Source organism: uncultured Bradyrhizobium sp., from assembly GCF_936928535.1.
Taxonomy (GTDB): domain Bacteria; phylum Pseudomonadota; class Alphaproteobacteria; order Rhizobiales; family Xanthobacteraceae; genus Bradyrhizobium.
In genome coordinates this window covers 1-24,512 of sequence record NZ_CAKZHY010000070.1, presented here as the reverse complement: position 1 = coordinate 24,512, position 24,512 = coordinate 1, and the positions used below count along the sequence as shown (strand labels likewise).

At 63.3% G+C, this 24,512-nt stretch carries 23 protein-coding genes and 2 pseudogenes; 19 read left to right on the top strand and 6 right to left on the bottom strand.

Features of this window, described 5'->3' with window-relative positions; all coding sequences use genetic code 11:
* Positions 1 to 89: 89 nt before the first annotated feature.
* Entirely contained in the window at positions 90 to 887 is a 798-nt protein-coding gene (gene xth, locus Q0687_RS10795) for an exodeoxyribonuclease III (protein ID WP_298875810.1), read from the bottom strand.
* 417 nt (positions 888 to 1,304) lie between these two features.
* Between xth and Q0687_RS10790 the strand changes: the two genes are divergently transcribed.
* Both Q0687_RS10790 and Q0687_RS10785 read left to right on the top strand, forming a co-directional pair.
* Entirely contained in the window at positions 1,305 to 1,646 is a 342-nt protein-coding gene (locus Q0687_RS10790; protein WP_298875807.1) for a hypothetical protein, read from the top strand.
* Between the two features lie 337 nt (positions 1,647 to 1,983).
* Positions 1,984 to 4,314, top strand: coding sequence for an ATP-binding protein (locus tag Q0687_RS10785; protein WP_298875804.1), 2,331 nt, complete (start codon positions 1,984 to 1,986; stop codon positions 4,312 to 4,314).
* Between the two features lie 106 nt (positions 4,315 to 4,420).
* Here the strand turns inward: Q0687_RS10785 and Q0687_RS10780 are convergent, their stop codons facing one another.
* From Q0687_RS10780 to Q0687_RS10770, 3 genes are all read right to left on the bottom strand, one after another.
* A complete protein-coding gene (locus Q0687_RS10780; RefSeq protein ID WP_298875801.1) occupies positions 4,421 to 5,470 on the bottom strand; it encodes a hypothetical protein in 1,050 nt (349 codons plus the stop codon).
* A 291-nt stretch (positions 5,471 to 5,761) separates the two neighbouring features.
* Positions 5,762 to 6,538 (bottom strand): hypothetical protein, encoded by a 777-nt coding sequence (locus Q0687_RS10775; protein WP_298875798.1) that lies wholly within the window; start codon positions 6,536 to 6,538, stop codon positions 5,762 to 5,764.
* 278 nt (positions 6,539 to 6,816) lie between these two features.
* A complete protein-coding gene (locus Q0687_RS10770; RefSeq protein ID WP_298875813.1) occupies positions 6,817 to 7,302 on the bottom strand; it encodes an Lrp/AsnC family transcriptional regulator in 486 nt (161 codons plus the stop codon).
* Between the two features lie 115 nt (positions 7,303 to 7,417).
* On the opposite strand from Q0687_RS10770, the gene Q0687_RS10765 reads away from it, so the two are divergent.
* The 3 genes from Q0687_RS10765 (at position 7,418) to Q0687_RS10755 (ending at position 9,421) form a co-directional block, all read left to right on the top strand.
* Complete coding sequence (locus tag Q0687_RS10765; protein ID WP_298875796.1) at positions 7,418 to 7,651, top strand: DUF6356 family protein; 234 nt, start codon at positions 7,418 to 7,420, stop codon at positions 7,649 to 7,651.
* A gap of 33 nt (positions 7,652 to 7,684) precedes the next feature.
* Positions 7,685 to 8,452, top strand: a complete 768-nt coding sequence (locus Q0687_RS10760; RefSeq protein ID WP_298875794.1) for a class II glutamine amidotransferase — start codon at positions 7,685 to 7,687, stop codon at positions 8,450 to 8,452.
* A gap of 312 nt (positions 8,453 to 8,764) precedes the next feature.
* The gene (locus tag Q0687_RS10755) at positions 8,765 to 9,421 is read left to right on the top strand and encodes a DUF4272 domain-containing protein (RefSeq protein ID WP_298875792.1); all 657 of its coding nucleotides are present in this window, start codon (positions 8,765 to 8,767) and stop codon (positions 9,419 to 9,421) included.
* Between the two features lie 236 nt (positions 9,422 to 9,657).
* Here the strand turns inward: Q0687_RS10755 and erpA are convergent, their stop codons facing one another.
* Positions 9,658 to 9,987, bottom strand: a complete 330-nt coding sequence (erpA, locus tag Q0687_RS10750) for an iron-sulfur cluster insertion protein ErpA (RefSeq protein WP_298875789.1) — start codon at positions 9,985 to 9,987, stop codon at positions 9,658 to 9,660.
* Positions 9,988 to 10,110: 123 nt separating this feature from the next.
* Here erpA and Q0687_RS10745 point away from each other — a divergent pair, with 123 nt between their 5' ends.
* The 12 genes and pseudogenes from Q0687_RS10745 to surE all read left to right on the top strand — a co-directional run bounded on the left by Q0687_RS10745 (position 10,111) and on the right by surE (position 21,566).
* A complete protein-coding gene (locus tag Q0687_RS10745; RefSeq protein ID WP_298875786.1) occupies positions 10,111 to 11,307 on the top strand; it encodes a deoxyguanosinetriphosphate triphosphohydrolase in 1,197 nt (398 codons plus the stop codon).
* 9 nt (positions 11,308 to 11,316) lie between these two features.
* Positions 11,317 to 13,107 carry an arginine--tRNA ligase gene (gene argS / locus Q0687_RS10740; RefSeq protein ID WP_298875783.1) on the top strand — a complete coding sequence of 597 codons (1,791 nt, stop codon included), beginning with the start codon at positions 11,317 to 11,319 and terminating at the stop codon, positions 13,105 to 13,107.
* A gap of 140 nt (positions 13,108 to 13,247) precedes the next feature.
* Positions 13,248 to 14,775: pseudogene (locus Q0687_RS10735) on the top strand (SPOR domain-containing protein).
* Between the two features lie 270 nt (positions 14,776 to 15,045).
* Positions 15,046 to 15,189, top strand: a pseudogene (locus tag Q0687_RS35815) (beta-hexosaminidase); the annotation flags it as partial.
* A 65-nt stretch (positions 15,190 to 15,254) separates the two neighbouring features.
* Positions 15,255 to 16,094, top strand: coding sequence for a ScpA family protein (locus Q0687_RS10725; protein ID WP_298875778.1), 840 nt, complete (start codon positions 15,255 to 15,257; stop codon positions 16,092 to 16,094).
* Positions 16,095 to 16,115: 21 nt separating this feature from the next.
* Positions 16,116 to 16,868, top strand: a complete 753-nt coding sequence (gene scpB, locus Q0687_RS10720; protein ID WP_298875775.1) for an SMC-Scp complex subunit ScpB — start codon at positions 16,116 to 16,118, stop codon at positions 16,866 to 16,868.
* A 166-nt stretch (positions 16,869 to 17,034) separates the two neighbouring features.
* On the top strand, positions 17,035 to 17,268 hold the full coding sequence (locus Q0687_RS10715; protein WP_027529733.1) for a twin-arginine translocase TatA/TatE family subunit: 234 nt from the start codon (positions 17,035 to 17,037) through the stop codon (positions 17,266 to 17,268).
* Positions 17,269 to 17,356: 88 nt separating this feature from the next.
* Entirely contained in the window at positions 17,357 to 17,878 is a 522-nt protein-coding gene (tatB, locus tag Q0687_RS10710; protein WP_298875764.1) for a Sec-independent protein translocase protein TatB, read from the top strand.
* Positions 17,875 to 18,687 (top strand): twin-arginine translocase subunit TatC, encoded by an 813-nt coding sequence (tatC, locus tag Q0687_RS10705; RefSeq protein ID WP_298875761.1) that lies wholly within the window; start codon positions 17,875 to 17,877, stop codon positions 18,685 to 18,687. Before tatB ends, tatC begins: the two co-directional genes overlap by 4 nt.
* A 137-nt stretch (positions 18,688 to 18,824) precedes the next feature.
* Positions 18,825 to 20,156 carry a serine--tRNA ligase gene (serS, locus tag Q0687_RS10700; RefSeq protein WP_298875759.1) on the top strand — a complete coding sequence of 444 codons (1,332 nt, stop codon included), beginning with the start codon at positions 18,825 to 18,827 and terminating at the stop codon, positions 20,154 to 20,156.
* 145 nt (positions 20,157 to 20,301) lie between these two features.
* Positions 20,302 to 20,667, top strand: a complete 366-nt coding sequence (locus Q0687_RS10695; RefSeq protein WP_298875756.1) for a hypothetical protein — start codon at positions 20,302 to 20,304, stop codon at positions 20,665 to 20,667.
* Between the two features lie 131 nt (positions 20,668 to 20,798).
* A complete protein-coding gene (surE, locus tag Q0687_RS10690) occupies positions 20,799 to 21,566 on the top strand; it encodes a 5'/3'-nucleotidase SurE (RefSeq protein WP_298875754.1) in 768 nt (255 codons plus the stop codon).
* Between the two features lie 20 nt (positions 21,567 to 21,586).
* Here the strand turns inward: surE and Q0687_RS10685 are convergent, their stop codons facing one another.
* Positions 21,587 to 21,958 (bottom strand): response regulator, encoded by a 372-nt coding sequence (locus tag Q0687_RS10685; RefSeq protein ID WP_008547195.1) that lies wholly within the window; start codon positions 21,956 to 21,958, stop codon positions 21,587 to 21,589.
* A gap of 241 nt (positions 21,959 to 22,199) precedes the next feature.
* On the opposite strand from Q0687_RS10685, the gene Q0687_RS10680 reads away from it, so the two are divergent.
* Both Q0687_RS10680 and Q0687_RS10675 read left to right on the top strand, forming a co-directional pair.
* Entirely contained in the window at positions 22,200 to 22,850 is a 651-nt protein-coding gene (locus Q0687_RS10680; RefSeq protein ID WP_298875747.1) for a protein-L-isoaspartate(D-aspartate) O-methyltransferase, read from the top strand.
* A 109-nt stretch (positions 22,851 to 22,959) separates the two neighbouring features.
* Complete coding sequence (locus tag Q0687_RS10675; RefSeq protein ID WP_298875744.1) at positions 22,960 to 24,351, top strand: LysM peptidoglycan-binding domain-containing M23 family metallopeptidase; 1,392 nt, start codon at positions 22,960 to 22,962, stop codon at positions 24,349 to 24,351.
* The last annotated feature ends 161 nt before the right edge of the window (positions 24,352 to 24,512 follow it).

The window sequence follows — 24,512 nt, the reverse complement described above, 5'->3', positions numbered from 1 at the left end:
CATTCCGGGGCGATGCGAAGCATCGAACCCGGAATCTCGAGATTCCGGGTTCGGCTCTTCGAGCCGTCCCGGAATGACGAGGCCAATTGCTACGCTGCCTCCAGATCCAGATCCGCCCAGACAGGCACGTGGTCCGATGGCTTCTCCCAGGCCCGCACGTAGCTGTCGATGCCGACATTGGCGAGCCGGTCACTGGCCTGCGGCGAAAGCAGGAGGTGGTCGATGCGCAGCCCCTGGTTCTTCTGCCAGGCGCCGGCCTGATAATCCCAGAACGTGTAGAGGTTGGGTTCGTCGGTGACGGCTCTGAGCGCGTCGGTCAGGCCGAGGCCGAGCAGGGACTGGAAGCTTTCGCGCGTCTCGGTCTTGAACAGGGCGTCCTCGGTCCAGGCGGCCGGATTGTGCACGTCGCGGGCATGCGGGATGACGTTGAAGTCGCCTGCGAGGATCAGCGGCTCCTCGGTCTTAAGACGCTCCTTCGAATACTCAAGAAGCCGCGACATCCATTTGAGCTTGTAGGGATATTTCTCGGTGCCAACAGGATTGCCGTTGGGCAGATAAAGGCAGGCGATACGCATCACGCCCCGCTTGAGCGTCACCACGCCTTCGAGGAAACGGGCATGCGTGTCCTCGTCGTCACCGGCAAGCCCCGACTTGGTCTCGTCGAATTTGAGCTTGGAGAGCAGGGCGACGCCGTTGAACGTCTTCTGCCCGTGGGTCACCACGTTGTAGCCGAGCGCCTCGATTTCCAGCCGCGGGAACGCCTCGTCGACGCATTTGATCTCCTGCAGGCAGACGATGTCCGGCTGGCACTCCCTCAGCCAGGTCAACAGCAGATCGATCCGCTGCCGGACCGAATTGACGTTCCAGGTGGCCACACGAATCGTCATTCCAAATCACCGTACTTCACTGCTGATAGCTCCGTATAACTACCGTTTTCCACAGAAAATACCCCCAAAAATACCACCAATTCGGCCTGGTAGAGTCGCGCCTATGCTTGACCAACATGTGGTGAGTCGGTGCGGTGGGCCAATGACCCAGATGAGTGCAGGGCCATAGACGTTCATCGTCGGTCATCGCGCATAATTCATCCATCGCAACACGAAAGGCAGACATGAGCGACAAGCTTGCGCACCAGAAATCGAGCAAGCCGCCGAAGCGAAGATCGGTCGCAAGGCGCAGAAAATTCGCATCGCAGGTGACGGCACAGTGCTCGCCTACTATCGCAAGCCATATGCAATGGCGCCCGACTGGCACGACATCGGCCGGGCGAGAAAGTTGCTAAAGGAATTCGGGAGGGGGTTTTGATGGAAGCCAATCACACCCCGGGGCCTTGGGAAGCTATCCCTTGGGAGTGCAGAGCAGCGACGACAATCGTCCACAAACAAAGCGGGCGTGTCATCGCTGAATGCAGTGGGCTCGGCCGCATGTCTGACGACTGCCTCGATGATGCGCGCCTGATTGCGGCTGCGCCGGATATGCTGCGAGCGTTGGAGAAGTCTCTCCAGGCAATGTACGAACGCGACCTAGCAAACGATCTTGACGAGGGGAATCGTCGTTCTCCTGAGAAAATCGAAGACGACGGCGACTGGTCGGAAGAGGTTTACGCCATCCGTGCAGCCATCGCCAAAGCTACGAACGCAGCGTGAACGTGCCATGGGGGTATCGCCCAACCAATACCCCCACCGATACCCCCAAAACGCTCCGGTGCAACCCGCTGCAATTTCAGTGGCTTAACTGAAAGTGCGCCGAAAACGACTGCAGCCGCAATGACTTGCGGCTATTCGTCGTGAGGGTGCGTTATCCGGCGATATGCGACGGGACAGAACAGGTGGCAACTCTGATGGGCATGGGGGCGGCTCCGGACCAAGGGCCATGGTTAGAACAAACCGCCAACGTCCCCGTCAAGGACGCCGCAAAATCTCCCACAAAATTAACCCGGCTTAAGCCGGCTGCAGGTCATTGATACGGAAAAGGTTCCTTCGGATGGGATGGCCGGACAAATCCTCACAACAAACTGAGCAGCGCGACGGTCTCGTCGGCGCGTTCCTGTACTGGCTCGGCGGCTTCGAGATCGAGGATGGTCTGACCGCCGATCTCAGCGAGCGCGAGCTGCGCCGCATCCGCGCCAAGCAGATCGACGCGGTGACGCGGCTGATCCCGGTGACCATGGCCGTCACCATGCTCAACGTTGCCATCGTGCTGATCCTGTTCTGGGGCCGGGGCTGGAACGACTTCCTCGCAATCTGGGGTGCAACCCTCACGGCCGTCGCCGCGCTCGCGGTGCGCTCATGGCAGCGCTCGCACCGCAATCCACCGCAGGAGGCTTCGCCCCGCGCGGCGCGGCGGATGCTGCGGCAGGCATTCTTTCTTGCCGCGATCTGGGGCGCATTGCCGCTCGCCTTGTTCAGCCTGGTCGGGCCGACCAGCCAGCTCATCCTGGCCTGCTTGATGGTCGGCATGATGTCCGGCGGCGCCTTCACGCTGTCGACCTTCCCGCGCGCCGGCCTCGTCTATCTCGCCACCATGACCATTGCCTGCGCCGGTGCGCTGCTGCTGTGCGGCACCGGGCCGTATCTGGTGACGGCGGTGTTCCTGCTGCTGTTTGCGTTCTTCATGGCGCGCAACATCGTCTCGCAGGGCAATTTGTTCCTCGGCAATCTCAAGGCCCAGCTCGAGTTGGAGCGGCAAACCGAGATCATCTCGCTGCTGCTGAAGGATTTTCAGGAGAACGCCAGCGACTGGCTGTGGCAGACCGACGCCGAAGGCCATCTCACCGACGTGCCGCAACGCTTCGCCGACGTTGCGCAATTGCCGCTTCCGCTTCTGAAGGGATCGCATTTCGCCGACGTGCTCGACATGCTGTGCCCGGAGGACAAGGCCGCCGCCTACAACATCGTCGGCCTGATGGAGCATGCCGAGCCGCTGCACGAGATGAATTTGAAGGTCGTCGCGGGCGGCGAGGCGCGGCTGTGGTCGCTGACCGCAAAGCCCGCCTACGATCGCGACGGCCAGTTCCTCGGCTATCGCGGCTTCGGCCGCGACGTCACCGAGCGCTGGCGTGCGGAGAAGGCGGAAGCCGAGAGCCGCGCCAAGTCGGATTTCCTCGCGGTCATGAGCCATGAGATCCGCACGCCTATGAATGGCGTGCTCGGGCTTGCCAGCATGCTGCTCGAAACCGATCTGGATGCGGAGCAGCGTGAGGCCGTCACGACGATCCGCGAATCCGGCGATAACCTCCAGCGCATCCTGAACGACATCCTCGATCTCTCCAAGCTTGAGGCCGGCCGCTTCCAGTTCGAGGCGATCGACTTCGCGCCGCAGACGCTGGTCGAGGGAATCGCGAATGTTGCGCGCGCCAGCGCCAAGAGCAAAGGCATCAGCGTCAAGGTCGAGCTCGATCCGAACCTGCCGCCGACGCTGCGCGGCGACGTTGCGCGTATCAGGCAGGTGCTGCTCAATCTCGCGTCCAACGCGGTGAAGTTCACGGACGCGGGCGAAGTTGCGATCAAGGCCGTGTGCCAGGCGCGCCGGGATCTGCTCGCGACCGTCGAATGGACCGTGACCGACAGCGGCATCGGCATTGCGCCCGACAAGCTCGGGCAGCTTTTCAGCGACTTCGCGCAGGCCGACGCCTCGATCAGCCGCCGCTTCGGCGGCACGGGCCTCGGCCTTGCGATCTCCAGGCGCATCATCGAGCAGATGGGCGGCACCATCGGCGTCACCTCGGCGCCGGGCGCGGGCTCGACCTTCCGCTTCACGCTGGTGCTGCCGTGGAGCCAGGCGCAGACTTCCGATCAGGATGCAGGCCGCGAGGAAGCCGACGATCTCAAGTCCCACATTGCCATCCTCGATCGACCGCTGAAGGTGCTGGTCGCCGAGGACGACGCGGTCAACCGCATGGTCGTGAGCAAGATGCTCGGGGCCTTCGATGTCGAGACGCGCGTCGTCACCGACGGCGTCGAGGCTGTCACAGCCGTGTCTGAAGGCGATTACGACATCGTGCTGATGGATGTGCGCATGCCCGAGATGGACGGGCTCGCCGCGACCCGGGCGATCCGCGCCGAAGGCGGGCGCTTCAAGGCCTTGCCGATCATCGCGCTGACTGCCAACGCCTTCCCTGAAGACGTCAGGATCTGCCGCGAGGCCGGCATGTCGGACTTTCTGGCAAAACCGCTCCGCAAGGCCGCACTGGTCGCGGCCCTGCTGCGCGCGCTCGACGGCCACGTGATGACGGAGGAGGCGCCGCTGCAGCCGGAGCTCATGCCTGATGACGTCGAATGGACGGACGAGGAAAGGCAGATGACGGGCGTTTGAACCGTCTGTCAGATCGAGAACCCGACATGATCTGAAAAGCTCGAGCCGCTGGACTTCGAATGCAGCGGCTCGAACGTTCTACGGGCGGACGCTCGACGCCGGCCGCTCAGGGCAGCGCTGAGCGACCGACAAATTGCTGTTTATCGGGCTGCGGAGACGTGATGTCGCGGATCACGATCTCATTGTTGGTTTTGTTCACCCCCGTGAAGACACCCTGCGTTGTCACCTTGACGGGCGCCGCCCCGATTGTCGACGATTGGAATGTCGAGTGCGCCGTATAGGGCACACTGACTTTGCCGTAGTATACGACCACGTGATAGGCGTATTTCTTGCCTGCGGGGACGTTGACTTGCGTCGATATCGTATCGGTCACGGTTTCCGTGTTGGTCTTCTGGTCAGTCAGCGAGATCGTCTTGCTGTCGGATTCCTCGAACGAGGCCGACGCCGAAACCTCAACGATCTTGCCGATGCCCCCCTTGATGCTGAAGGTCTGGGTGTATTTGTGACCTGTCGTGTCGGACTCGAAGTTCGTGATCGATCGCTGTGTGGTAACCGTACGCACCAGAGAGTATGAGCTGGTGTTCGGCGTGCCACCCAACGTGTTGTCGACGGTGGTCACGGCACAGTGAGATGGCGGCATCCCGAGGTCGGCGACGGCTTTCGTCATGTCGTAGTCGACGGAATCAACGGTGATCGCACCGATTTCGGCGACCAGCCGCCACTCTTCATTGTCGGCACCTCCATCCCAACCGTAAACTCCGATCGTTCCGTGGACGTCTGAGCCGTACACGTTGATCTTGGATTCCCAGTTGAGAAGCGTGTTGATTCCAACCCAGTTGCCGCCAAGGTCCTCCGCTCTCCAGAGCTGCGTGGCGTCGGACGTATCGAGGTTCACCGCCTTCAGCGGACCGCCGGGAATATTCCTCAGCCATGCGACTGTGACCAGTCCGCAGGCGAGGACGAGGCCGGTGTCGACATGGCGAAGGATGGCGCCGCCACGCGGATCCGGCGTTGCCGTCCAGATCTGATCGATCGTCGATGTCAGCGGCCGCAGCACCACGGCGCCTTGCGGGGTGATCGTCAGCACCCAGTTCGATCGATTGATCTTGGACATGATGTAAAAGGGTTGGGTGGGGAAATCGATTTGATTGGACAATGCAGCCTCCGTTCAATTGTTGTGCTTAAAATTGCGGGTCATCCGTTTGTCGCGTTGGCGATGATGACGTCTTCAAATCTCGTTCGGCCAGCTGCGCCACAAGCCGGCCTTCCGATCGCGCACGCCGCTTCACGCCCACGTCGCATTGATCGGCCGAGCAAAATCTCGACTGTTCAATTGGACTGCCGATATCAGGGTTGAGCGAGGTTGAAGTGGCCTGGTATTGCTACCAGAGATATGTGTATTGCCGTATGATCTACTTCACACGTCGAACGATGTAACGGGGCGCCGTCACAACTTTCCATAAACCCGCGCGGCGACCGCCTTCAGGTGCTCGACCGAGCCGGACTCCGGATGCGGCTTGACCGGCGCGAACAGGATCGACGCCTGCCTGCCGTTTTTCCAGACGAAGATGTTGACGGCGTTGCCGTTGCCCTTGGTGCAGGAATGTTCGCCGAACGCTTCACCGCCGAGCTCGGGGATCGCCACGTGCTGGCAGGGGCCCGGTCGTTTCATCATGCTGCTCGCGGTGTCGCGTGAGGTCGTGATCACCGCGACGGCCATGGTGTTGGCCTCGCGATCGAACATCATGCAACTGCCGGCGCCGGTCCGCTGAACCTGTAGCGTGCTTGTATCGAGAAAGCCGTCGGCATCCGCGGCGGTGAGCCATTCGCAGTCGCCGAACCGCTCGCTGGTCTTGGTCACATTGCCGATGGCAATTCGTGCGACCTGGGTGAGGGGGCCGAGCAGCGCATCGTCCGCGCGCCGGCCGATCGGATAGACGCCGATTTGCAGGATGTAGTCGCCGGACAAGGCGAGGACCGAAGCCTCCTGGCGCTCCGCGCCGGCGGCGGTCGTACCAAACTGGCCTTCGTCGCCGATGTCAGTGACCGCATTCAGCGGCATGCGCTCACCGAGCGTCTTGACGAAGGTCGCGTATAGCTCTTTGGCGCGGTCTTTGTCGGGATTGCGGAAGACGGACAGCATCATCGTGTCGCCGCGCCCGCCCTGATAGATGCAGCCGCGGCCGTCCTGATTTGAAATCAGCGACCATTTCAGCGCTGGCATTGCGCCCGCGAGCTCCTTGGTGCTGATGAACGGGCAGGGCCCAGCCGCGTGCGCGGGAAGGGCGGCAACGGAAAGGAGGAGAACGAGGCAACAGAACAGACGATCGATCATGCGCATGGGAGTGTTTGCTACTGCTATTGGCGCGCCACGGCCGAATTAAGATGGGCATTATCGCTTCGCCGTGGCGATACGGCATCGCCGCCCGGCACAATTGTGTACGCCGGATCTGCGATTTGGTTCGATGTCGCGCTTGAAGCTCTCAGCCGCATGCTACGACCTTATCCGCGCCGCTCCGGCGCATAGTCGAGCGGCAGCACCGTGGTCGCCTTGATCTCCTGCATGACGAATGACGACGACACGTCCGCGAGCGTGATCCTCCCGATCAGGCGCTGGTAGAGCCGGTCATAGGCGGCAACATCGGGGATGACGGCCTGCAGCAGATAGTCGACGTCGCCGGTCATGCGGTAGACGCCGATGATCTCCGGAATGTCGCGCACGGCGTTCGAAAATTGCTCGAGCCAGCTCGCGCTGTGCTCGGTGGTGCGCAGCGCGATGAACGCGGTCAGGCCGACATTGATGCGGCCCGCATCGAGCAGTGTTACGCGGCCCTTGATGATGCCGTCATCCTCCAGCCGCTTGATGCGGCGCCAGCAGGCATTGCGGGAAAGCCCCGCGCGCGCGCTGAGCTCATCCAGCGACAGGGCGGCGTCATGCTGGATCAGGTTGAGGAGTTTGCAGTCTGTTTCATCCATTATCCCAAGAATAGGCGGAATTATCGTCCAAATTCAACTGATATATGGTCTATCGTGTGATATTTGGGACATCTTCTTGGGCGGAATCCGCTAGAGCTTACAGGCGAACCCCGCCGTGGAGCCCCGCATGCAAACCACCCTGCACCGGCTGTTTCTGTCCCATCCTGAGAGCGTCGATGAATCCTATGGCGAGCATTTCCTGTTCGCGCTCGGCTTTGCGGCGCGCCTGTTCGGCGCCGCGCTGGCGGCGCTGGTGCACGCCGTGATTGCCTGCCTGTTCGAGACCACCGCGAGCCGCATGATCCGGCAGATGCACGAGCGCATCGCGCGCCGCGGCCACGCGCTGCAGCCCGCCGAATAGCCAGCGCCGCGATCGGGAGCCAAGGGAAGCAGGATGTGTCGATGGTTGGCCTATCTGGGCGCGCCTGTTTTCCTCGAGGACTTCATCGCAAAGCCTTGCCAGAGCCTGATCGCGCAAAGCCGGCATTGCCGCGAGGCCAAGTCCGAGGTCAACGCGGACGGTTTCGGGGTCGGCTGGTACGGTGAACGCGAGCGGCCCGGCCTGTTTCGCGATGTGCGGCCAGCCTGGAGCGACGAGAACCTGCTCTCGATCGCGCACCAGATCCGCTCCTCGCTGTTTCTCGCGCATGTGCGTGCGGCGACCGGCACCGCGACCATCCGCACCAATTGCCATCCCTTCGCGGCGGATCGTCACCTGTTCATGCACAATGGTCAGATCGGCGGCTGGCAACGCGTGCGCCGCGCCCTGGAAGGGCATATTCCGGATGACCACTATTCCAGTCGCCATGGCACGACCGACAGCGAAGTGATCTTCCTTCTCCTGCTGGCATTCGGCTTCGCGTCCGATCCCGAGGGCGCGTTCGCGGGGGTCATCGACCTGATCGAGCGGCAGATGGCAGCGAGCGCGGTCAATGAACCATTGCGCTTCACCGCCGCGATGTCCGACGGCGAAAGGCTCTACGCGATCCGCTATGCAAGCGATTTGCGCCCGCCGACGCTCTACCTCAACACGCGCGGGCCCGGTGCGCTCCTCGTGTCCGAGCCGATTGACGACGCCAGCACCGACTGGGACTGCATTCCGCCGCAGAGCCTCGTGCGCATCGATCGCGCCGGCGTCGCCGTGAGCCCGTTTCGTCGATAGTGAGGAATGGGGGTGGTGGCGATCCCACCAGAACGGCGCGCCACGGCCGCCGAGCGCGTGTGCCGTCGAGCTCCCCGGTGGGATTTTGCGATGATCACACCTTACCCCTGTTTTGCCCGACGCATCTTCCGGATCGATGCGCGGACACCCTGCTTCAGCTCATCATCAGGCTATTGCACCCATCGCCTTGATGCGTCCACTAGACTAGGCGACCTCCGGTAGCGTGTTGAACGCGATGGTCACGCGCGATCTTTGGTTGTAGAAAGGCCTGATGCTGCTGCCAAGTTGGCAAGACATTTTGGGGCTGGGGCGATGTATGAGGGCGTGTCCGCGGAAGCTATCGACAGGAAGCTCAGGTCAGAAGGGATACTCCGCGCTGAGGGCGTACCTTTCTTCGCTCAATTGCCTGTTATCGAGAGCGCGGCCGAGGCGCTGAAACGGTCTCAAGAAGAAGTCGCGCTGCGCGCTCTTTGTGTCCTTTTCGTTGCTGCAAAGGGCGAAGGACTTCCGGAGGAATTGGCTGAAGGGCTTCTAGAGTCATACGACCTTCGGCCACATCTGACTCCCAATGAACTCGCCTTTGTGCGCGACCAGTCCCCGTCGGAGCACGACCGGATTCAATTCACCTGGAGGCACGAAGCCGCCTGGGTTCTGCTTTGGGCACTCGGCTTCGTGGCTGAATTGGGCAAGCCATCTCAGATTTGCGATGTGGAATTCGCCGCAAAGACAATGGCCGAAAGGACAACCTCTCAGTTTATCGAAGATTCCGAACTTCGTCCGATCGGCGATATTCTTGATCAGGCCGATCTGATCTACAGGTATCACTGGGCTGTCAGGAATGCCCGCATGAAGGGGCAGCAAGTACCCGCAGGTCTCGATCCTGGCGTGACGCAAGAAAGACACTACGCTTTGAACTGGCTTATCAGATACGACGGTGAGGAGTGGGATGACGTCACCACTCACACCTGACAGCTTATGGTGGGTTCGCCATCCGCAACGGCGTCGCGGCAATCACCACTTAGGCTGTATCGAACTCGCGATCGCTTATGCTGTCGAGCTCCCCGACTTGGGGACCTCGCGATGATGACACCTTACCACTGTTTTGCCCGACGCCTCAACTCATTTTCGAAAAAATCGAAGTTCGTCGCGCCGCTGGGCGTCCCCGCTACTGTGCATGGGGTTGTTTTGCAGATTTCCGTTTGGGGCTAGATCGAGAAGCTGGTGCCGCAGCCGCAGGACGCCGTCGCGTTGGGATTGTTGACGCGGAACGAGGCGCCGATCAGGTCGTCGACGAAATCGACCTGCGAGCCCGCCAGGAAGGGCTGCGAGGCGGAATCGACCAGCACCACCGCGTTGTCCTGCTCGATCACGAGATCGTCGTCGGTGCGGTCGCGGTCGATGTCGAACTTGTACTGGAAGCCGGAGCAGCCGCCGCCCTCGACCGAGATGCGCAGCATCGCGCCTGTGCCTTCACCCCTGAGGATCTCCCCGATCCGGCGGGCGGCACGGTCACTGATGGTCACGGCAGTCGTCATTGCAGGTCTCCGATAGTCCGGCGCGTCATAGCCAATTCATTTGGTATCCCGCGTCCGGCATAGTTAAGTGCCACCATACGCAGAATCAAATGGATAGGGACTAAATTCGCCGTGTCCGTCGGAATGGCAGCCCCCCGCGCGCCCTATGCCTGCGACCCCGATCGCAGCCGCGGCCGGCTGGTCGCCGAGCCGCCGAGCCGGACCCGCAGCCCGTTCCGCAGGGATTGCGACCGGGTGATCCATTCGACCGCGTTCCGCCGCCTGAAGTACAAGACCCAGGTGTTCGTGTTCCATGAGGGCGACCACTACCGGACCCGGCTGACCCATTCGCTGGAGGTGGCCCAGATCGCCCGCGCGCTGGCCCGGCAGCTGGGGCTCGACGAGGACCTCACCGAGACCCTGGCGCTCGCTCATGATCTCGGCCATCCACCGTTCGGCCATGCCGGCGAACGGGCGCTGGATGCCTGCCTGAAGGATTTTGGCGGCTTCGACCACAATGCCCAGGCGCTCCGGGTCGTCGGCTCGCTGGAACATCGCTACCCTGAATTCGACGGGCTGAACCTGACCTGGGAATCGCTCGAGGGCATCGTCAAGCACAACGGCCCGCTGACCGACCGCAGCGGCGCGCCGGTTGGCCGCTATCGCGAGCATGGCATTCCCGTCGGCATCGCCGACTACATCAAGACCTACGATCTGGAGCTCTGGAGTTTTGCTTCGCTCGAAGCCCAGGTCGCAGCGATCGCCGACGACATCGCCTACGACGCCCACGACATCGATGACGGCCTGCGCGCCGGCCTGTTCCACCTCGACGACCTCAAGGTGATGCCGCTCACGGCGGAGATCATCGCCGAGACCTCGGCGCATTACCCCGACCTCGAAGACCTCAGGCGCGGGGCGGAGCTGGTGCGCGAGCTGATCTCCCATCTGATCGGCGCCGTGTTCGCGGAGGCCCAGAAGAACATTGCCGAGCTCCGGCCGCAATCAGCCCAGGACGTCCGCCAGCAGAGCCGGGCGCTGATCGCGTTCCCGCCCGACGTCGCCGAGGAGGAGGCCGCCATCAAGCGCTTCCTCTACGGGCACATGTACCGCCACAAGCGCGTGATGCGGGTGATGGGGGAGGCGGAGCAGATCCTGTTCGACCTGTTCGCCAAATATCTGGCGTCGCCGGCCGACTTGCCGCCGGAATGGCTGGTGGGGGCGGAGGCGGACAGTGAGGGCGATCGGGCCCGCCGGATCGGCAATTTCATTGCCGGAATGACCGACCGTTTCGCCCTGACCGAGCACCAGCGGCTCTTTGACTCGACCCCGGATTTGCGTTAGGCGGCGGCCATGCCCGACACATCCTCAAGCCCGCATCTGTTCGCCGACGTGCTCGCACGCGTGCACGCCGCCTGCCGCGCGCTCGCGGCGGAAGCCAACTGGCCCGAGGGCATCGATTTTGGGCGCGTGGTGGTCGAGCCGCCGCGCGATGCCTCCCACGGCGACATGGCGACCAACGCCGCGATGGTGCTTGCGAAAGAGGCAAAGGCAAAGCCCCGCGATCTCGCCGAGCAGATCGCCGAGAAGCTCCGCGCCGATGCGCTGATCGCCAAGGTCGACGTCGCCGGTCCCGGCTTCATCAACCTGACGCTCAAGCCCGCCGCCTGGGCCGAGGCGCTGCGGACGGTGCTGCGTGAGGGGACGGACTACGGCCGCGTCCGCGGCGGCTCCAAGGTCAATGTCGAATATGTCTCGGCCAACCCGACCGGACCGATGCATGTCGGCCATTGCCGCGGCGCCGTGTTCGGCGATGCGCTGGCGAGCCTGCTGCAGTTCGGCGGCCACGACGTCACCCGCGAATATTACATCAACGACGCCGGTGCGCAGGTCGACGTGCTCGCGCGCTCCGCGTTCCTCAGGTATCGCGAAGCGCTCGGCGAGGACATCGGCGCGATCCCGGAGGGCTTCTATCCCGGCGACTACCTCAAGCCGGTCGGGCAGGCTCTGGCGAAAGAGTACGGCGAAAAGCTGCGCGCGATGAGCGAGGCCGAATGGCTGCCGACCGTGCGCGCAAAGGCAATTGCGATGATGATGGACGAGATCAGGGACGATCTCGCCGCTCTGAACATCCGCCACGACGTGTTCTTCTCGGAGCGATCGCTGATCGAGACCGGCAACAACAAGGTTGCCGAGACCATCGATTTCCTGAAGGCCAAGGGCGACATCTATGAAGGCCGCCTGCCGCCGCCGAAGGGGGCGCCGGTCGAGGATTGGGAAGACCGCGAGCAGCTGCTGTTCAAGGCAACCGCCTACGGCGACGACGTCGATCGTCCGCTGATCAAGTCGGACAATTCCTACACCTACTTCGCCTCCGACATCGCCTACCACAAGAACAAGTTCGACCGTGGTTTTGCGGAGATGATCGACGTCTGGGGCGCCGATCATGGCGGCTACATCAAGCGCATGCAGGCGGCGGTGAAGGCGACGACATCGGGCAAGGGTGAGCTCGACGTCAAGATCGTCCAGCTCGTGAAGTTACTGCGCAACGGCGAGCCCGTCAAAATGGGCAAGCGCGCCGGCAACTTCGTCACGCTTCGTGATGTGGTGGATGAGGTCGGCCAGGACGCCGTCCGCTTCATGATGCTCTACCGCAAGAACGACGCGGTGCTGGATTTCGACCTCGCCAAGGTCATCGAGCAGTCGCGCGACAACCCGGTGTTCTACGTCCAGTACGGCCACGCCCGCGGCCACTCGATCTTCCGCAACGCCCGCGCGGAGGTGTTCCCGGACCTGCCTGATGATACCGACAAGCGGATTGCCTGGCTCAGTGAGTCGGCCCTGGAACGGCTGTCAGACCCTGTCGAGCTCGATCTTCTCAAGCGCCTCGCAATTTATCCGCGGATGCTGGAAGCGGCTGCTGCGGCCCATGAGCCGCACCGGATTGCCTTTTATCTCTATGACTTAGCGAGCGAATTTCACGCACTTTGGACGAAGGGGCGCGATTTGCCCTATTTACGCTTCATTATCAATAATGATGCAGTTCTAACAAAGGCGCGACTGGCCATGGTCCAGGGCGTCGTCTCTGTCCTGGCATCGGGCCTCGCCATCCTCGGCGTCCATGCTCCGGACGAGATGCGGTAGTTTGGGGCGAACTACTTAAGGGGAATATTGGGGGTACCGGCAGAAGCCGGATCGCTTAGACTTGGTTGAAAGCCTTGTGGGTCGAAAGCTGCGCCTTGGTCGAGGGGCGCGCGGCTTTCCCGAAGGGACGCATCATCACGATGGCCGATCGATATCACGACAGACCGTTTCCCTCAGATGACTATGATCGCGGCGCCGATCAGCATGGGAGGGCGGACAGCGATCCCTTGGCCGAACTCGCGCGCTTGATCGGACAGACCGATCCGTTCGCAGCGCAGGGCCGCCCAGGTGCGCGGCCAGCCGCGGCGCCGGCACCGACGCAGAGCTATCAGCACGACGATTATCCTGAGGACGATCAGCAGGACTATGCCGAGCCGGCACCGCCGGCTCAGCCAGGGCCGCCCTCATGGATGCGCCGCGCCAATGTGCAGCCGCAGCCGGCGGCGGAGCCTGACTATCCTGTGGCCGTGAATCCCATTCATCCGCTGCATCGCTATTCGGCCCAGCCGGCCGCGCCCGAGCCGCAGTATCATCAGCCGCAGCCGTCCTATCAGGATCAGGCTTACCAGGAACAGGCTTACCGTCAGGAGCCGGACCAGCATCAAGCCTATGAGGCGCCGTACGAGCAGCCTGATCCGGCGCGCTACGACGACGCGCTCTACGGGAGGCTCGAGTCGGGCGAGCAGGATTTTCAGCGTGAGCCGGCCTATCCGGACGACCCTTACGCATTCCAGAGCGACTATCCCGAGGCTGACCTCGACGAACCCAGGAAATCGCGCGGCGGCATGATGACGATCGCGGCGATCCTCGCGCTCGCCGTGGTCGGAACCGGCGCGGCCTTCGCCTACAAGACCTATATCGGCTCCCCCCAGCGGCGAGCCGCCGGTCATCAAGGCGGACAATACGCCGACCAAGATCGTGCCGGCACCGTCCGACTCCTCGGCCAAGGTGCCCGATCGCATGGCGAGCGGCGATGGCAGCGAGAAGATCGTGCCGCGCGAGGAAGCCCCGGTCGACGTCAATGCCAAGGCAGCCGGTCCCCGCGTGGTGTTTCCGGCGCTGAACCAGAATGCCAACCCGCCGTCGGTCGCGAGCGTATCGCCATCGACCGTTCCGCCGCCGAATGCCGGCCCGGTCCCGAGCAACGGGACGATGCCGAACAGCGCGCCGCGCTCGGTCAAGACCGTCGCTGTGAAGGGCGACCAGACGGATAGCGCCGTGCCACAAGGCACCGCGCCGCCTAAGCCGTCGGCTGCGCCGAAGCCGGTGGCCGCACCGGCCGCGCCCCGCACACCTCCGACGTCAGCCAATGCCAGTGCCAACCAGCCGCTCTCGCTGGCGCCGCAGGCCGAGCCTGCGCAGCGCATGGCCGCGACCACGCCGACGCATATTGCACCCGCACCCAGCGGCGGCGGCTATGTCGTGCAGGTGTCTTCGCAACAGAGCGAGGATAGCGCCGCTGCGTCCTACCGCGTGCTCCAGAGTAAATATGGCAGCGTGCTGGGCTCCCGCTCGCCGGTGATCAAGCGGGTCGACCTGACCGACAAGGGCAAGGGCATCGTTTACCGCGCCTTCGCCGGTCCGTATGCCTCGGCCGACGAAGCGGTGCAGGCCTGCAACAGTCTGAAATCGGCGGGCCTGCCGTCCTGCTTCGTCCAGAGGAATTAAAGGCCGTTTCCTTGACCCCCTCCAGGGGCAGGGTTAATCGGCCCCATGAGCACGCGGGCCTTCATTACCGGCGTATCCGGAACGGTACTGACCGCCGCTGAGCGGGCGTTTGTCCGTGCCGAAGGCGCGTGGGACTTCATTCCCTTCAGGTCCAGCTTTGATATTTCGTTCCAAGCTACGGTTAATATTAGGGAATTGAACGCGCGGCAGCCCGATGAGGCTGATGCTGCCGGTCGCAGCATTCCCGTGGATGGCGCTGCCAGGCCGGTCCATCCAGTGCCGACTTCTGCGACAATGATTGCTCAGGTGATTCGCAGCGCAATCGGGTTCCAGGGTTTGTTTATGAGTAATGACGTGCCGATGAAGACGCTGGTGGGGAGCGGGGGCGAACGACATCGCGCCAGGCTCGCGGCTGACGCGCCGCGTCACAGCAACGACAATGCGCAACTGGACGCATTGACCGCAAACACGGCATCCGCATGACCGCAGAAATTTTATCGTTTGAGACCGGCCGGCCCGCAGAGCTCGCCGAGGGCGAGCCCGCGCTGGTGGTGGACGTCGAGGGCTATGAAGGTCCGCTCGATCTGCTGCTCGCGCTGGCGCGGCAACAGAAGGTGGACCTCGCCAAGATCTCGATCCTGGCGCTGGCCGACCAATACCTGCACTTCATCGAAGCGGCGCGTAAGATCCGCCTCGAGCTGGCCGCCGATTATCTCGTGATGGCGGCCTGGCTCGCCTTCCTGAAGTCGCGCCTGCTGCTGCCGGAGCCGCCGAGCGCGGAAGGTCCGAGCGCCGAGCAGATGGCGACCGCGCTTGCGAACCGTCTGCGCCGTCTCGAAGCCATTCGCGAAGCCGCCAATCGGCTGATGAACCGGGCGCAATTGCTGCGTGACGTTTTTCCGCGCGGCGAGCCCGAGCGGATCGCCGAGATCAAGCATCCGAAATACACCGCGACGCTGTACGATTTGCTGACGGCCTACGCCTCGCAGCGCCAGTCGCGCGTGCTGGCGAGCGTGCATCTGGCCAAGCGCACGGTGTGGTCGCTCGCCGAGGCGCGCGCCACGCTGGAGCGGCTGGTCGGCAGCATCACCGAGCAGGACGACTGGGGCGTGCTCGACGATTTCCTGGTCCGTCACGTCGCGGATCCGACCCAGCGTGCGACGGTGTTCGCGTCGAGCTTCGCCGCCGCGCTCGAGCTCGTGCGTGAGGGGCAGCTCGAGCTGAACCAGAAAGAGGCGTTTGCGCCCATTTATTTCCGAAAGGGGCGCGGGAAACCGATCGTGGACGCAGCTTCTGCGCCCGATGCGCCGGTCGGTTAAGTGCAAGAAGGAGAAGCTGCCATGGCAAGCCTGGCTGAAGTGCGGGTAGAAGAGGCCGAGCCGATGGAAAACGAACCCCAGGCACGTCCCGAAGAATTGCGGCTGCTGGAAGCGCTGCTGTTCGCCTCGAATGAACCACTGGACACCGCGACGCTGGCCAAGCGCATGCCCGAGGGCGTTGACGTCAAGGCGGCGCTCGAACAGCTCCAGGCCGACTATGCCTTGCGCGGTGTGAACCTCGTGCGGGTTGCCAACAAATGGACGTTCCGCACCGCCGGGGATCTCGCCTGGCTAATGACACGCGAGAGCACCGAGACCAAGCGCCTGTCGCGCGCGGCTATCGAGGTGCTGGCGATCATCGCCTATCACCAGCCGGTGACGCGTGCCGAGATCGAAGAGATCCGCGGCGTCGTCACTTCGAAGGGCACGCTCGACGTGCTGCTGGAGACTGGTTGGATCAAGCCGCGTGGCCGCCGCAAGACCCCCGGCCGGCCGTTGACCTTTGGAACCACAGAGGACTTCCTGTCGCAGTTCACCCTGGAACAGCTCGGCGACCTGCCGGGTCTGGAGGAGCTGAAGGGCACGGGCCTGCTGGATTCGCGCCTGCCGACCGGATTCAGCGTGCCGACGCCGTCGGATGATCCGGCGCTGCGTGAGGACGAGGATCCACTGGAACCGGGTGAGGAGCTCGATCTGGCCCTGGCGCCTGCGGTCGAGCCGGAGACGCCGCCGGAAGGTGGCAATGAGGACGGTGAGGGCGGCAGCGAGGAGTGATCCTCCGGCATTCTACGGGCCGCCTGCGACCAGTTAACACTAGCAAGATTACGTAGCGCCAACAGCGAATTGGCGCTGCCTTGGTCCTTGTTTTTGGGCCTTGCGAAGCCTACGTTCCGGTCAAGATCGGCCGGGTCCCGGCCATGCGCGTTTGGAGGGTTGCAGGATGGGTTCACTTAGCATTTGGCACTGGATCTTGGTGATCGCAGTGGTCCTGCTGCTGTTTGGCCGTGGCAAGATTTCGGATCTGATGGGCGACGTGGCGCAGGGCATCAAGGCCTTCAAGAAGGGCATGCAGGACGACGACAAGCCCGCTGAGAAGCAGGAGCCCTCGAAGTCCATCGAGCACAACGCTGCGCCGACCGCAGCGCGATCCGACGTCGGCAGCAAGGCCGTCTGAGCCAGGAGCACGCGAGACGCGGGAAACGGACCCGATCCTGCGCGTGAGGGATTGGTCCGATCGTGGTTTCGCGTGAACGGAAGACGTCATGTTCGACATCGGCTGGAGTGAGCTGGTTCTGATCGGGGTCGTGGCCTTGGTCGCCATTGGCCCGAAAGAGCTGCCGGGCGTACTGCGTATGGTCGGCCAGTGGATGGGCAAGGCCCGCAAGATGGCCGCCGAATTCCAGGGCCAGTTCCAGGAAGCCATGCGCGAGGCCGAGATGGCCGACCTCAAGAAGAGCTTTGACGAGGTCAAGGAAGCTGCCTCCGGCTTCACCAGCGGCGGTCTGATGACCTCGCTGCAGAAAGACGTCAGCGATGCGCTGCGCGTCGATGCGCTCGACAAGCCGGCCGAGACGCCGGCAGCCGCCGCTGCTGTCGAACCGCCGGCCACGCCGACGACACCAGAAACTCCGACGCCCGAGACCTTTGTCGAAGCTGAGGTACATGCGGCGGTGAATGAGCCCCTCGCCATCATGCGAGAGGTCGAACCGGCTCCGGTCACACAAGAGACCGTCGCGCAGGACACGGCGCCATCCGAGGCGATCAAGGACGCCAAAGCGTCATGAGCGACGCCGATATCGAGGCCAGCAAAGCCCCGCTGATGGACCACCTGATCGAGCTGCGCTCGCGGCTGATCAAGGCGCTGCTCGGCTTCGGCGTGGCCTTCATCTTCTGCTTCTTCTTCGCCAAGCAGATCTACAACGTGCTGGTCTGGCCGTTCGTGTGGGTCGCAGGCGCCGAAAATTCGAAATTCATCTACACGGCGCTGCTGGAATATTTCATCACCCAGCTCAAGCTCGCGTTGTTCGGCGCCGGCTTCATCTCGTTCCCGATCGTCGCCACACAGATCTATAAGTTCGTCGCGCCGGGGCTGTACAAGAATGAGAAGCAGGCTTTCCTGCCGTATCTGGTCGCGACCCCGTTCTTCTTCGTGCTGGGTGCGATGCTGGTTTATTTCGTCGTGCTGCCGATGCTGGTGCGCTTCTCGCTCGGCATGCAGCAGATGGGCGGTGCCGAGACCGCGCAGATCCAGCTCTTGCCCAAGGTCGGCGAATATCTGTCGCTGATGATGTCGCTGATTTTCGCCTTCGGCATCGCTTTCCAGCTTCCGGTGATCCTGACGCTGCTCGGGCGGATCGGCATCATTACGTCAAAGATGCTGCGCGAGAAGCGGCGCTATTTCATCGTGCTCGCTTTCATCATCGCAGCCGTGCTGACGCCGCCTGACATCCTCAGCCAGTGCTCGCTCGCGGTGCCCTTGCTGGCGCTCTATGAGGGCTCAATCATCGCGGTGTCGATGGTGGAGAAGAAGGCGGCCGCCTCGCAAGCCTCCACAGGCACGGACGTGTCGACGCCGGCCAATCCGGCGGAGTAGGGCACTTTCGCTCTATCATACCGCTGCACTGCCGATGATTCGTCATGCCCGGGCTTGACCCGGGCATCCACGACTTGATCTAAGGCGGCAGATACGTGGATGGCCGGGATAAACCCGGCCATGACGGGAAGACAGCCATGCACGACATCAAATCGATCCGCGACAATCCGCAAGCCTTCGACGCCGGCCTCGCCCGGCGCGGCCTGAAGCCATTGTCGGCGTCGCTGCTCGCGATCGACGAGAGGCGGCGGGCCTCGATCCTGGCTTCGGAGCAGGCGCAGGCGCGCCGCAACGCTGCGTCCAAGGAAATTGGCGACGCCAAGAAGGCGAAGGACGAGCCGCGTGCGGCCAAGTTGATGGCCGAGGTCGCCGAGCTCAAGACCACGATGCCTGAGCTCGAGGCCGCCGCGAAGGCCGCCGACGAGGAGCTGGGCAAAGAACTTTCCGCGATCCCGAACATTCCGCTTGATGAAGTGCCCGATGGCGTCGACGAGCACGGCAACGTCCAGCACCACGTGTTCGGCGCCGGGCGCAACTACGGCTTTACGCCGAAGCTGCACGACGACCTCGGCACCGCGCTCGGCTACATGGATTTCGAGGCGGCGGCTAAACTGTCCGGCGCGCGCTTCGTCGTGCTGAAGAAGGGGCTCGCGCGTCTCGAGCGCGCGATCGGCCAGTTCATGCTCGACCTGCACACCACCGAGCACGGTTACACCGAGATCAATCCGCCGCTGCTCGTGCGTAACGAAGTGATGTTCGGCACGGGGCAGTTGCCGAAATTCGAGGACGATCAGTTCTGGGCGATCAAGGGCGAGCTGCTGGCAGAGCCCGATCACGAGCGGCTGAAGACCGAGCGCCTCGGTCTGATCCCGACGGCAGAAGTTTCGCTCACCAATCTCGCCCGTGAATCCATCCTCGATGAGAAGCAACTGCCGATGCGCCTCACCGCGCTGACACCGTGCTTCCGCGCCGAGGCGGGCGCGGCTGGACGCGACACCCGCGGCATGATCCGCCAGCATCAGTTTACCAAGGTCGAGCTGGTCTCGATCACCACGCCTGAGACCAGCAAGGACGAGCTCGAGCGGATGCTGTCCTGCGCCGAGCAGGTGTTGCAGAAGCTCGACCTGCATTATCGCGTGATGACGCTCTGCGCAGGAGATATGGGTTTTTCGTCGCAAAAAACCTATGACATCGAAGTGTGGATGCCAGGGCAGGGCGAGGGCGGCATGTTCCGCGAGATCTCGAGCTGCTCGGTCTGCGGCGACTTCCAGGCGCGGCGCATGGATGCGCGCTCGCGCGGGCCCGACGGCAAGCCGCGCTTCGTGCACACACTGAACGGCTCCGGCACCGCCGTTGGCCGCGCGTTGATCGCCGTCATGGAGACCTATCAGCAGGAGGACGGCTCGATCGCGGTCCCCAGCGTGCTCCAGCCCTATATGGGCGGGTTGAAGGTGGTCGCGCGCGAGTAAAGCGCTTTCGAGCAAAGTTCGCGTCAAGAACACGCGTCAGGCAAGAATGAAGCGCGTTGCTTGATATTGCATCAGAAACGTTTGGTTGCGAAGATCGGGCGGCCGGCTATCCTGACGGCTGCCCGCGAACGCGAACCGACCGTCCATGGCCTTGCACCGCGATATCTTCTGGATCGGCCGACAATGGGCGGTGACCGGTGCCGGCATTCAGGCCGTTGATCAGCGTTTGCGCGGCGTGCTTGATATCGACATTGCGCGGCTGTGGGACGACGCGCTCATTCAGGGCCGCAGGGCTAAGGCCGGGGTCAACGTCGAGGATTTTGACAAAGCAGTGACGCTGGCGCGCGATCGTTATCCGCAGATGCCAGTGGCGGAGCCGCTCATCGCCCAACTCAAGGCGCTTGGCGTGATTGAAACATCGCCCGCCGCGAGTCCCGTCGTACCGGCGATGCAATTGCGTGCAGAGGGCAGGCTGGCGCGCTTCCTGCCGCAATGGCGGGTCCGCCGCTAGAGCTGACGGGGTAATGCTGCGCTGCGGCAGCCGGCGGGAATCAGGGGGGAGGTCTGCGTCGAAGCCGGTTTGCTTGATCAAGCCTGGCCGGATAAGACGGCCTGACCCCAGCTCAGGAATCGACCAGCGGCATGCGCATTCTCTGCACCAATGACGACGGCATCCATGCTCCCGGCCTCAAGGTCGTAGAGGAGATCGCACGCGCGCTGTCGGACGATGTCTGGGTGGTGGCGCCCGAGCTCGATCAGTCCGGCGTGTCGCATTCGCTGTCGCTGAACGATCCGTTGCGTCTGCGTGAGGTCGGCGAGCGGCACTTTGCCGTGCGCGGCACCCCGACCGACTGCGTCATCATGGGCGCGCGTCACATCCTCGGCGCGAAGCTCCCTGATGTCGTGCTCTCCGGCGTCAACAAGGGCCGCAACGTTGCCGAGGACGTGGTCTATTCCGGCACTATCGCCGGCGCACTCGAAGGCACCATTCTGGGCATCCCGTCATTCGCGCTGTCGCAGGAATTCAGCGTCGAGACGCGTGAGCGGCCGCCATGGGACACGGCACTCAAATTCGGTCCCGACATTCTGCGCAAGGTGATCAAGGCGGGCATCCCCAAGGACACCGTCATCAACGTCAACTTCCCGTCCTGTGCGCCGGAAGACGTGCTCGGCATTCGCGTCACGCGGCAGGGCAAGCGCAATCTCGGCTTCCTCAGGATCGACGAGCGCAGGGACGGGCGGAACAATCCCTATTTCTGGATCGGTTTCGAGCGCGCGGCGATGATGGACACGCCGGCCGAAGGCACCGATCTCGCGGCGCTGCGCGAGCGCTTCGTCTCGGTCACCCCGCTGCGGCTCGACCGCACCAATGAAGCGTTTTCGGAAGAACTGAGCGCGACGCTGAAGTAAAGGCGGTTTGGAAGCGGCGGCTAGCCGCCGCGAAGCGCGGCTTCGATGGTCTTGCCGAGCGCGTCGAGCTGAAACGGCTTCTGAAGCGCGGGGCGGTCGCGATATTGCTCCGGCAGACCCGAGGAGCCATAGCCGGTCGCGAAGATGAAGGGGCAGCCTTTGGCCTTGATGACGTCGGCGACCGGCGAGATCACCTTGCCGTTGACGTTGACGTCGAGGATGGCGATGTCGAACTCGGTGGCCTGGGCGAGCCGCATCGCCTCGGTGATGTCGCCGGCTTCGGCTGCGACCTTGTAGCCGAGCTCCTCCAGCATATCGGCAACCATCATGCGGATCATCACCTCGTCCTCGACGAGGAATACAGAGCGGCCGGAAAGCCCTGTCGCGGTCATTGTCGTTGAGTCCTTGCCCATTCCCGAAAACGTTCGCAGATAACACGAATCGACGCAATGCGCGTTTCGGCCAACCGGTGCTGGAAAATGGCCGTGGTAGCTCGTCGGCTGCAAGCCGATTTATGGTCAAACCCTAAGCCCGAAAGGCTATCATGGGTTCCTAAGCAGGAACAAGATTCTGGCTCCGGACATTGGCGCAAAAACCATAGATCCGGGACCGGATGAGGTGACATAAGCAGTGATGATCTCCAATCAGCCCCCGCCGGAAAAAATGATGTTTCAGCTCACGCTGAGACGTCGCGGCATCAGCGATCAGACCGTGTTGCGGACCATGGAGGAGGTGCCGCGCGAGCTCTTTGTCGAGGCCTCCGATCGCGACGGCGCTTATCGCGACAGCGCGCTGCCGATTGCCTGCGGGCAGACCATCAGCCAGCCCTTTGTCGTCGCCTATATGACCGAGCAGCTCCAGCTCCAGAAGCAGCACCGCGTGCTCGAGATCGGCACCGGCTCCGGCTATCAGGCTGCGGTGCTGTCCAAGCTGGCGGGCGAGGTGCTGACGGTTGAGCGTTACCGCAAGCTCGCGGATGCCGCACGCGCCAGGCTCGAAAAGCTCGACTGTCACAATGTCGAGGTGATGCTCGGCGACGGCCTGAACCTTCCGCCGAACATCGGTCCGTTCGACCGCATCATCGTCACGGCCGCGGTGGAGCAGATTCCGCAGAACCTGGTCGACCGGCTCGAGGTTGGCGGCATCCTGATCGCGCCCGTCGGGCCGCATCAGGGAGTACAGACGCTGACGCGGCTCAGCCGCAGCGAGACCGGGATCGAACGCAAGGAACTCGTGGAGGTGCGTTTCGTGCCGGCGCTGCCCGGCGTGGCGCGGGAGCTGTAGAACTCCGGATCGGCAGTGCATCCAACATCTTATTGGGAGGGTTAAGCCGTTATTTACTCGGCGCGTGTTTACTTAAAAGACCAGTTCTGTTGCGTACGAGTGAGTAACCATGTCTGTTGTCGCCGAGTTGCTTTACTCGCGCCGCGTACCGCAGGTCGCGGTGCTGGCGCTGATTTCCTTCAGTTTCGCAGGGTGCAGTGCCGACATGTCGTCGCGGCTGTCCCAGTCGAACTTCTCCAACCCCTTTGAATCGACCGGTTCTGTGCAGCAGGCCCCGCCGCCGCAGCGAGAGCTGCCGCAATATGCGCGGCCGCAGACCCAGTCGGGCTATTATCAGTCCCAGGCGCTGCCGCCGCCGGCAGTCGCAGCGCCGCAATCCTACCCGGTTGCAGCGGGTGGAGGCGTCTCTGGAGGCGGGCGCGGACTCGGGTCCTATGCACCGCCGGCTCAGCCGCGTCTCGAAGCCACCGGCACCGTGCCGCAGCGATCCGTCGTGGCTGCCCAGCCGGCTGGCGGGACCAAGGTCATCGTCGGCACCAGCGACACGCTCGATGTGCTCGCCAAGCGCTATCACGTGACGCCACAGGCGATCCTCGCCGCCAACGGCTACAAAGGCCCGCGTGCGCTTTCGCCCGGCCAGCAGCTGATCATCCCGCATCCGGGTGCTGTGGCTGCTGCTCCGGCACCGGCAATGGCTCCCGTTGCCGCGGCTCCCGCGATGGCGCCGAAGCCGGTTGCGGCCGTCGCCGCGCCGTCGAGCTTCCACTTCGTCAATCACGGCGACACGCTCGCCAGCATCGCACGCAAGAACCATATCTCCGCGGCTGAGCTTGCCCATGCCAATGGTCTCGATCCGTCGGCGAAGCTCAAGCTCGGCACCAAGCTGACCGTGCCGGGTGCCAAGACTGCGGCGGTTGCCGCTCCGCTGGCTCCGGCGCCCGTCGCTGCGGCTCCCGTGGCGGCTGCGTTGCAGCCGGTTGCGGCCGCACCAGTACCCAACACCAAGATGGCCGCTGTTGCCCAGCCCGCGCAGAGCGCGCGTCTGGCTCAGGCCACCACCAATATCGAAGAGAAGTCCGCGGCCGAGGCCCCCGCGAAGCCGGCCGAAACCACCAGCTCGCTGCCGACCTTCCGCTGGCCGGTGCGCGGCAAGGTGATCACGAGCTACGGCGCTAAGACCAACGGCAAGTCCAATGACGGCATCAACGTCGCTGTGCCCGAGGGGACGCCGGTCAAGGCGGCTGAAGACGGCGTTGTCGCCTATTCCGGCAACGAGCTGAAAGGTTACGGCAATCTGGTCCTGGTTCGGCACTCCAATGGCTACGTTACCGCATATGCCCATGCGAGTGAGCTGCTGGTGAAGCGCGGCGATACCATCAAGCGCGGTCAGGTCATTGCCAAGTCGGGTCAATCCGGGGAGGTGGCGTCGCCGCAGCTCCACTTCGAGATCCGTAAGGGATCGAGCCCGGTTGACCCGCTCCAATTCCTCAACGGGGCGTAACCGCGCGGCCGGAGTAGGGCGCACGCGATCACCACAAGCACACCGTCATCGCCCGGCTTGTCCGGGTGATCCAGTACGCCGCGGCCTCTCGATCGATCACAACTTTCTCTGGAATACTGGATCGCCCGCCTTCGCGGGCGATGACAACCGTACTCGCCGCG

Coding starts and splice junctions, on each gene's coding strand:
- xth (WP_298875810.1), bottom strand. CDS start 887: ATGACGATTCGTGTGGCCACCTGGAACGTCAATTCGGTCCGGCAGCGG.
- Q0687_RS10790 (WP_298875807.1), top strand. CDS start 1,305: ATGGAAGCCAATCACACCCCGGGGCCTTGGGAAGCTATCCCTTGGGAG.
- Q0687_RS10785 (WP_298875804.1), top strand. CDS start 1,984: ATGGGATGGCCGGACAAATCCTCACAACAAACTGAGCAGCGCGACGGT.
- Q0687_RS10775 (WP_298875798.1), bottom strand. CDS start 6,538: ATGCCAGCGCTGAAATGGTCGCTGATTTCAAATCAGGACGGCCGCGGC.
- Q0687_RS10765 (WP_298875796.1), top strand. CDS start 7,418: ATGCAAACCACCCTGCACCGGCTGTTTCTGTCCCATCCTGAGAGCGTC.
- Q0687_RS10760 (WP_298875794.1), top strand. CDS start 7,685: ATGTGTCGATGGTTGGCCTATCTGGGCGCGCCTGTTTTCCTCGAGGAC.
- Q0687_RS10755 (WP_298875792.1), top strand. CDS start 8,765: ATGTATGAGGGCGTGTCCGCGGAAGCTATCGACAGGAAGCTCAGGTCA.
- erpA (WP_298875789.1), bottom strand. CDS start 9,987: ATGACGACTGCCGTGACCATCAGTGACCGTGCCGCCCGCCGGATCGGG.
- Q0687_RS10745 (WP_298875786.1), top strand. CDS start 10,111: ATGGCAGCCCCCCGCGCGCCCTATGCCTGCGACCCCGATCGCAGCCGC.
- argS (WP_298875783.1), top strand. CDS start 11,317: ATGCCCGACACATCCTCAAGCCCGCATCTGTTCGCCGACGTGCTCGCA.
- Q0687_RS10725 (WP_298875778.1), top strand. CDS start 15,255: ATGACCGCAGAAATTTTATCGTTTGAGACCGGCCGGCCCGCAGAGCTC.
- scpB (WP_298875775.1), top strand. CDS start 16,116: ATGGCAAGCCTGGCTGAAGTGCGGGTAGAAGAGGCCGAGCCGATGGAA.
- Q0687_RS10715 (WP_027529733.1), top strand. CDS start 17,035: ATGGGTTCACTTAGCATTTGGCACTGGATCTTGGTGATCGCAGTGGTC.
- tatB (WP_298875764.1), top strand. CDS start 17,357: ATGTTCGACATCGGCTGGAGTGAGCTGGTTCTGATCGGGGTCGTGGCC.
- tatC (WP_298875761.1), top strand. CDS start 17,875: ATGAGCGACGCCGATATCGAGGCCAGCAAAGCCCCGCTGATGGACCAC.
- serS (WP_298875759.1), top strand. CDS start 18,825: ATGCACGACATCAAATCGATCCGCGACAATCCGCAAGCCTTCGACGCC.
- Q0687_RS10695 (WP_298875756.1), top strand. CDS start 20,302: ATGGCCTTGCACCGCGATATCTTCTGGATCGGCCGACAATGGGCGGTG.
- surE (WP_298875754.1), top strand. CDS start 20,799: ATGCGCATTCTCTGCACCAATGACGACGGCATCCATGCTCCCGGCCTC.
- Q0687_RS10685 (WP_008547195.1), bottom strand. CDS start 21,958: ATGACCGCGACAGGGCTTTCCGGCCGCTCTGTATTCCTCGTCGAGGAC.
- Q0687_RS10680 (WP_298875747.1), top strand. CDS start 22,200: ATGATCTCCAATCAGCCCCCGCCGGAAAAAATGATGTTTCAGCTCACG.
- Q0687_RS10675 (WP_298875744.1), top strand. CDS start 22,960: ATGTCTGTTGTCGCCGAGTTGCTTTACTCGCGCCGCGTACCGCAGGTC.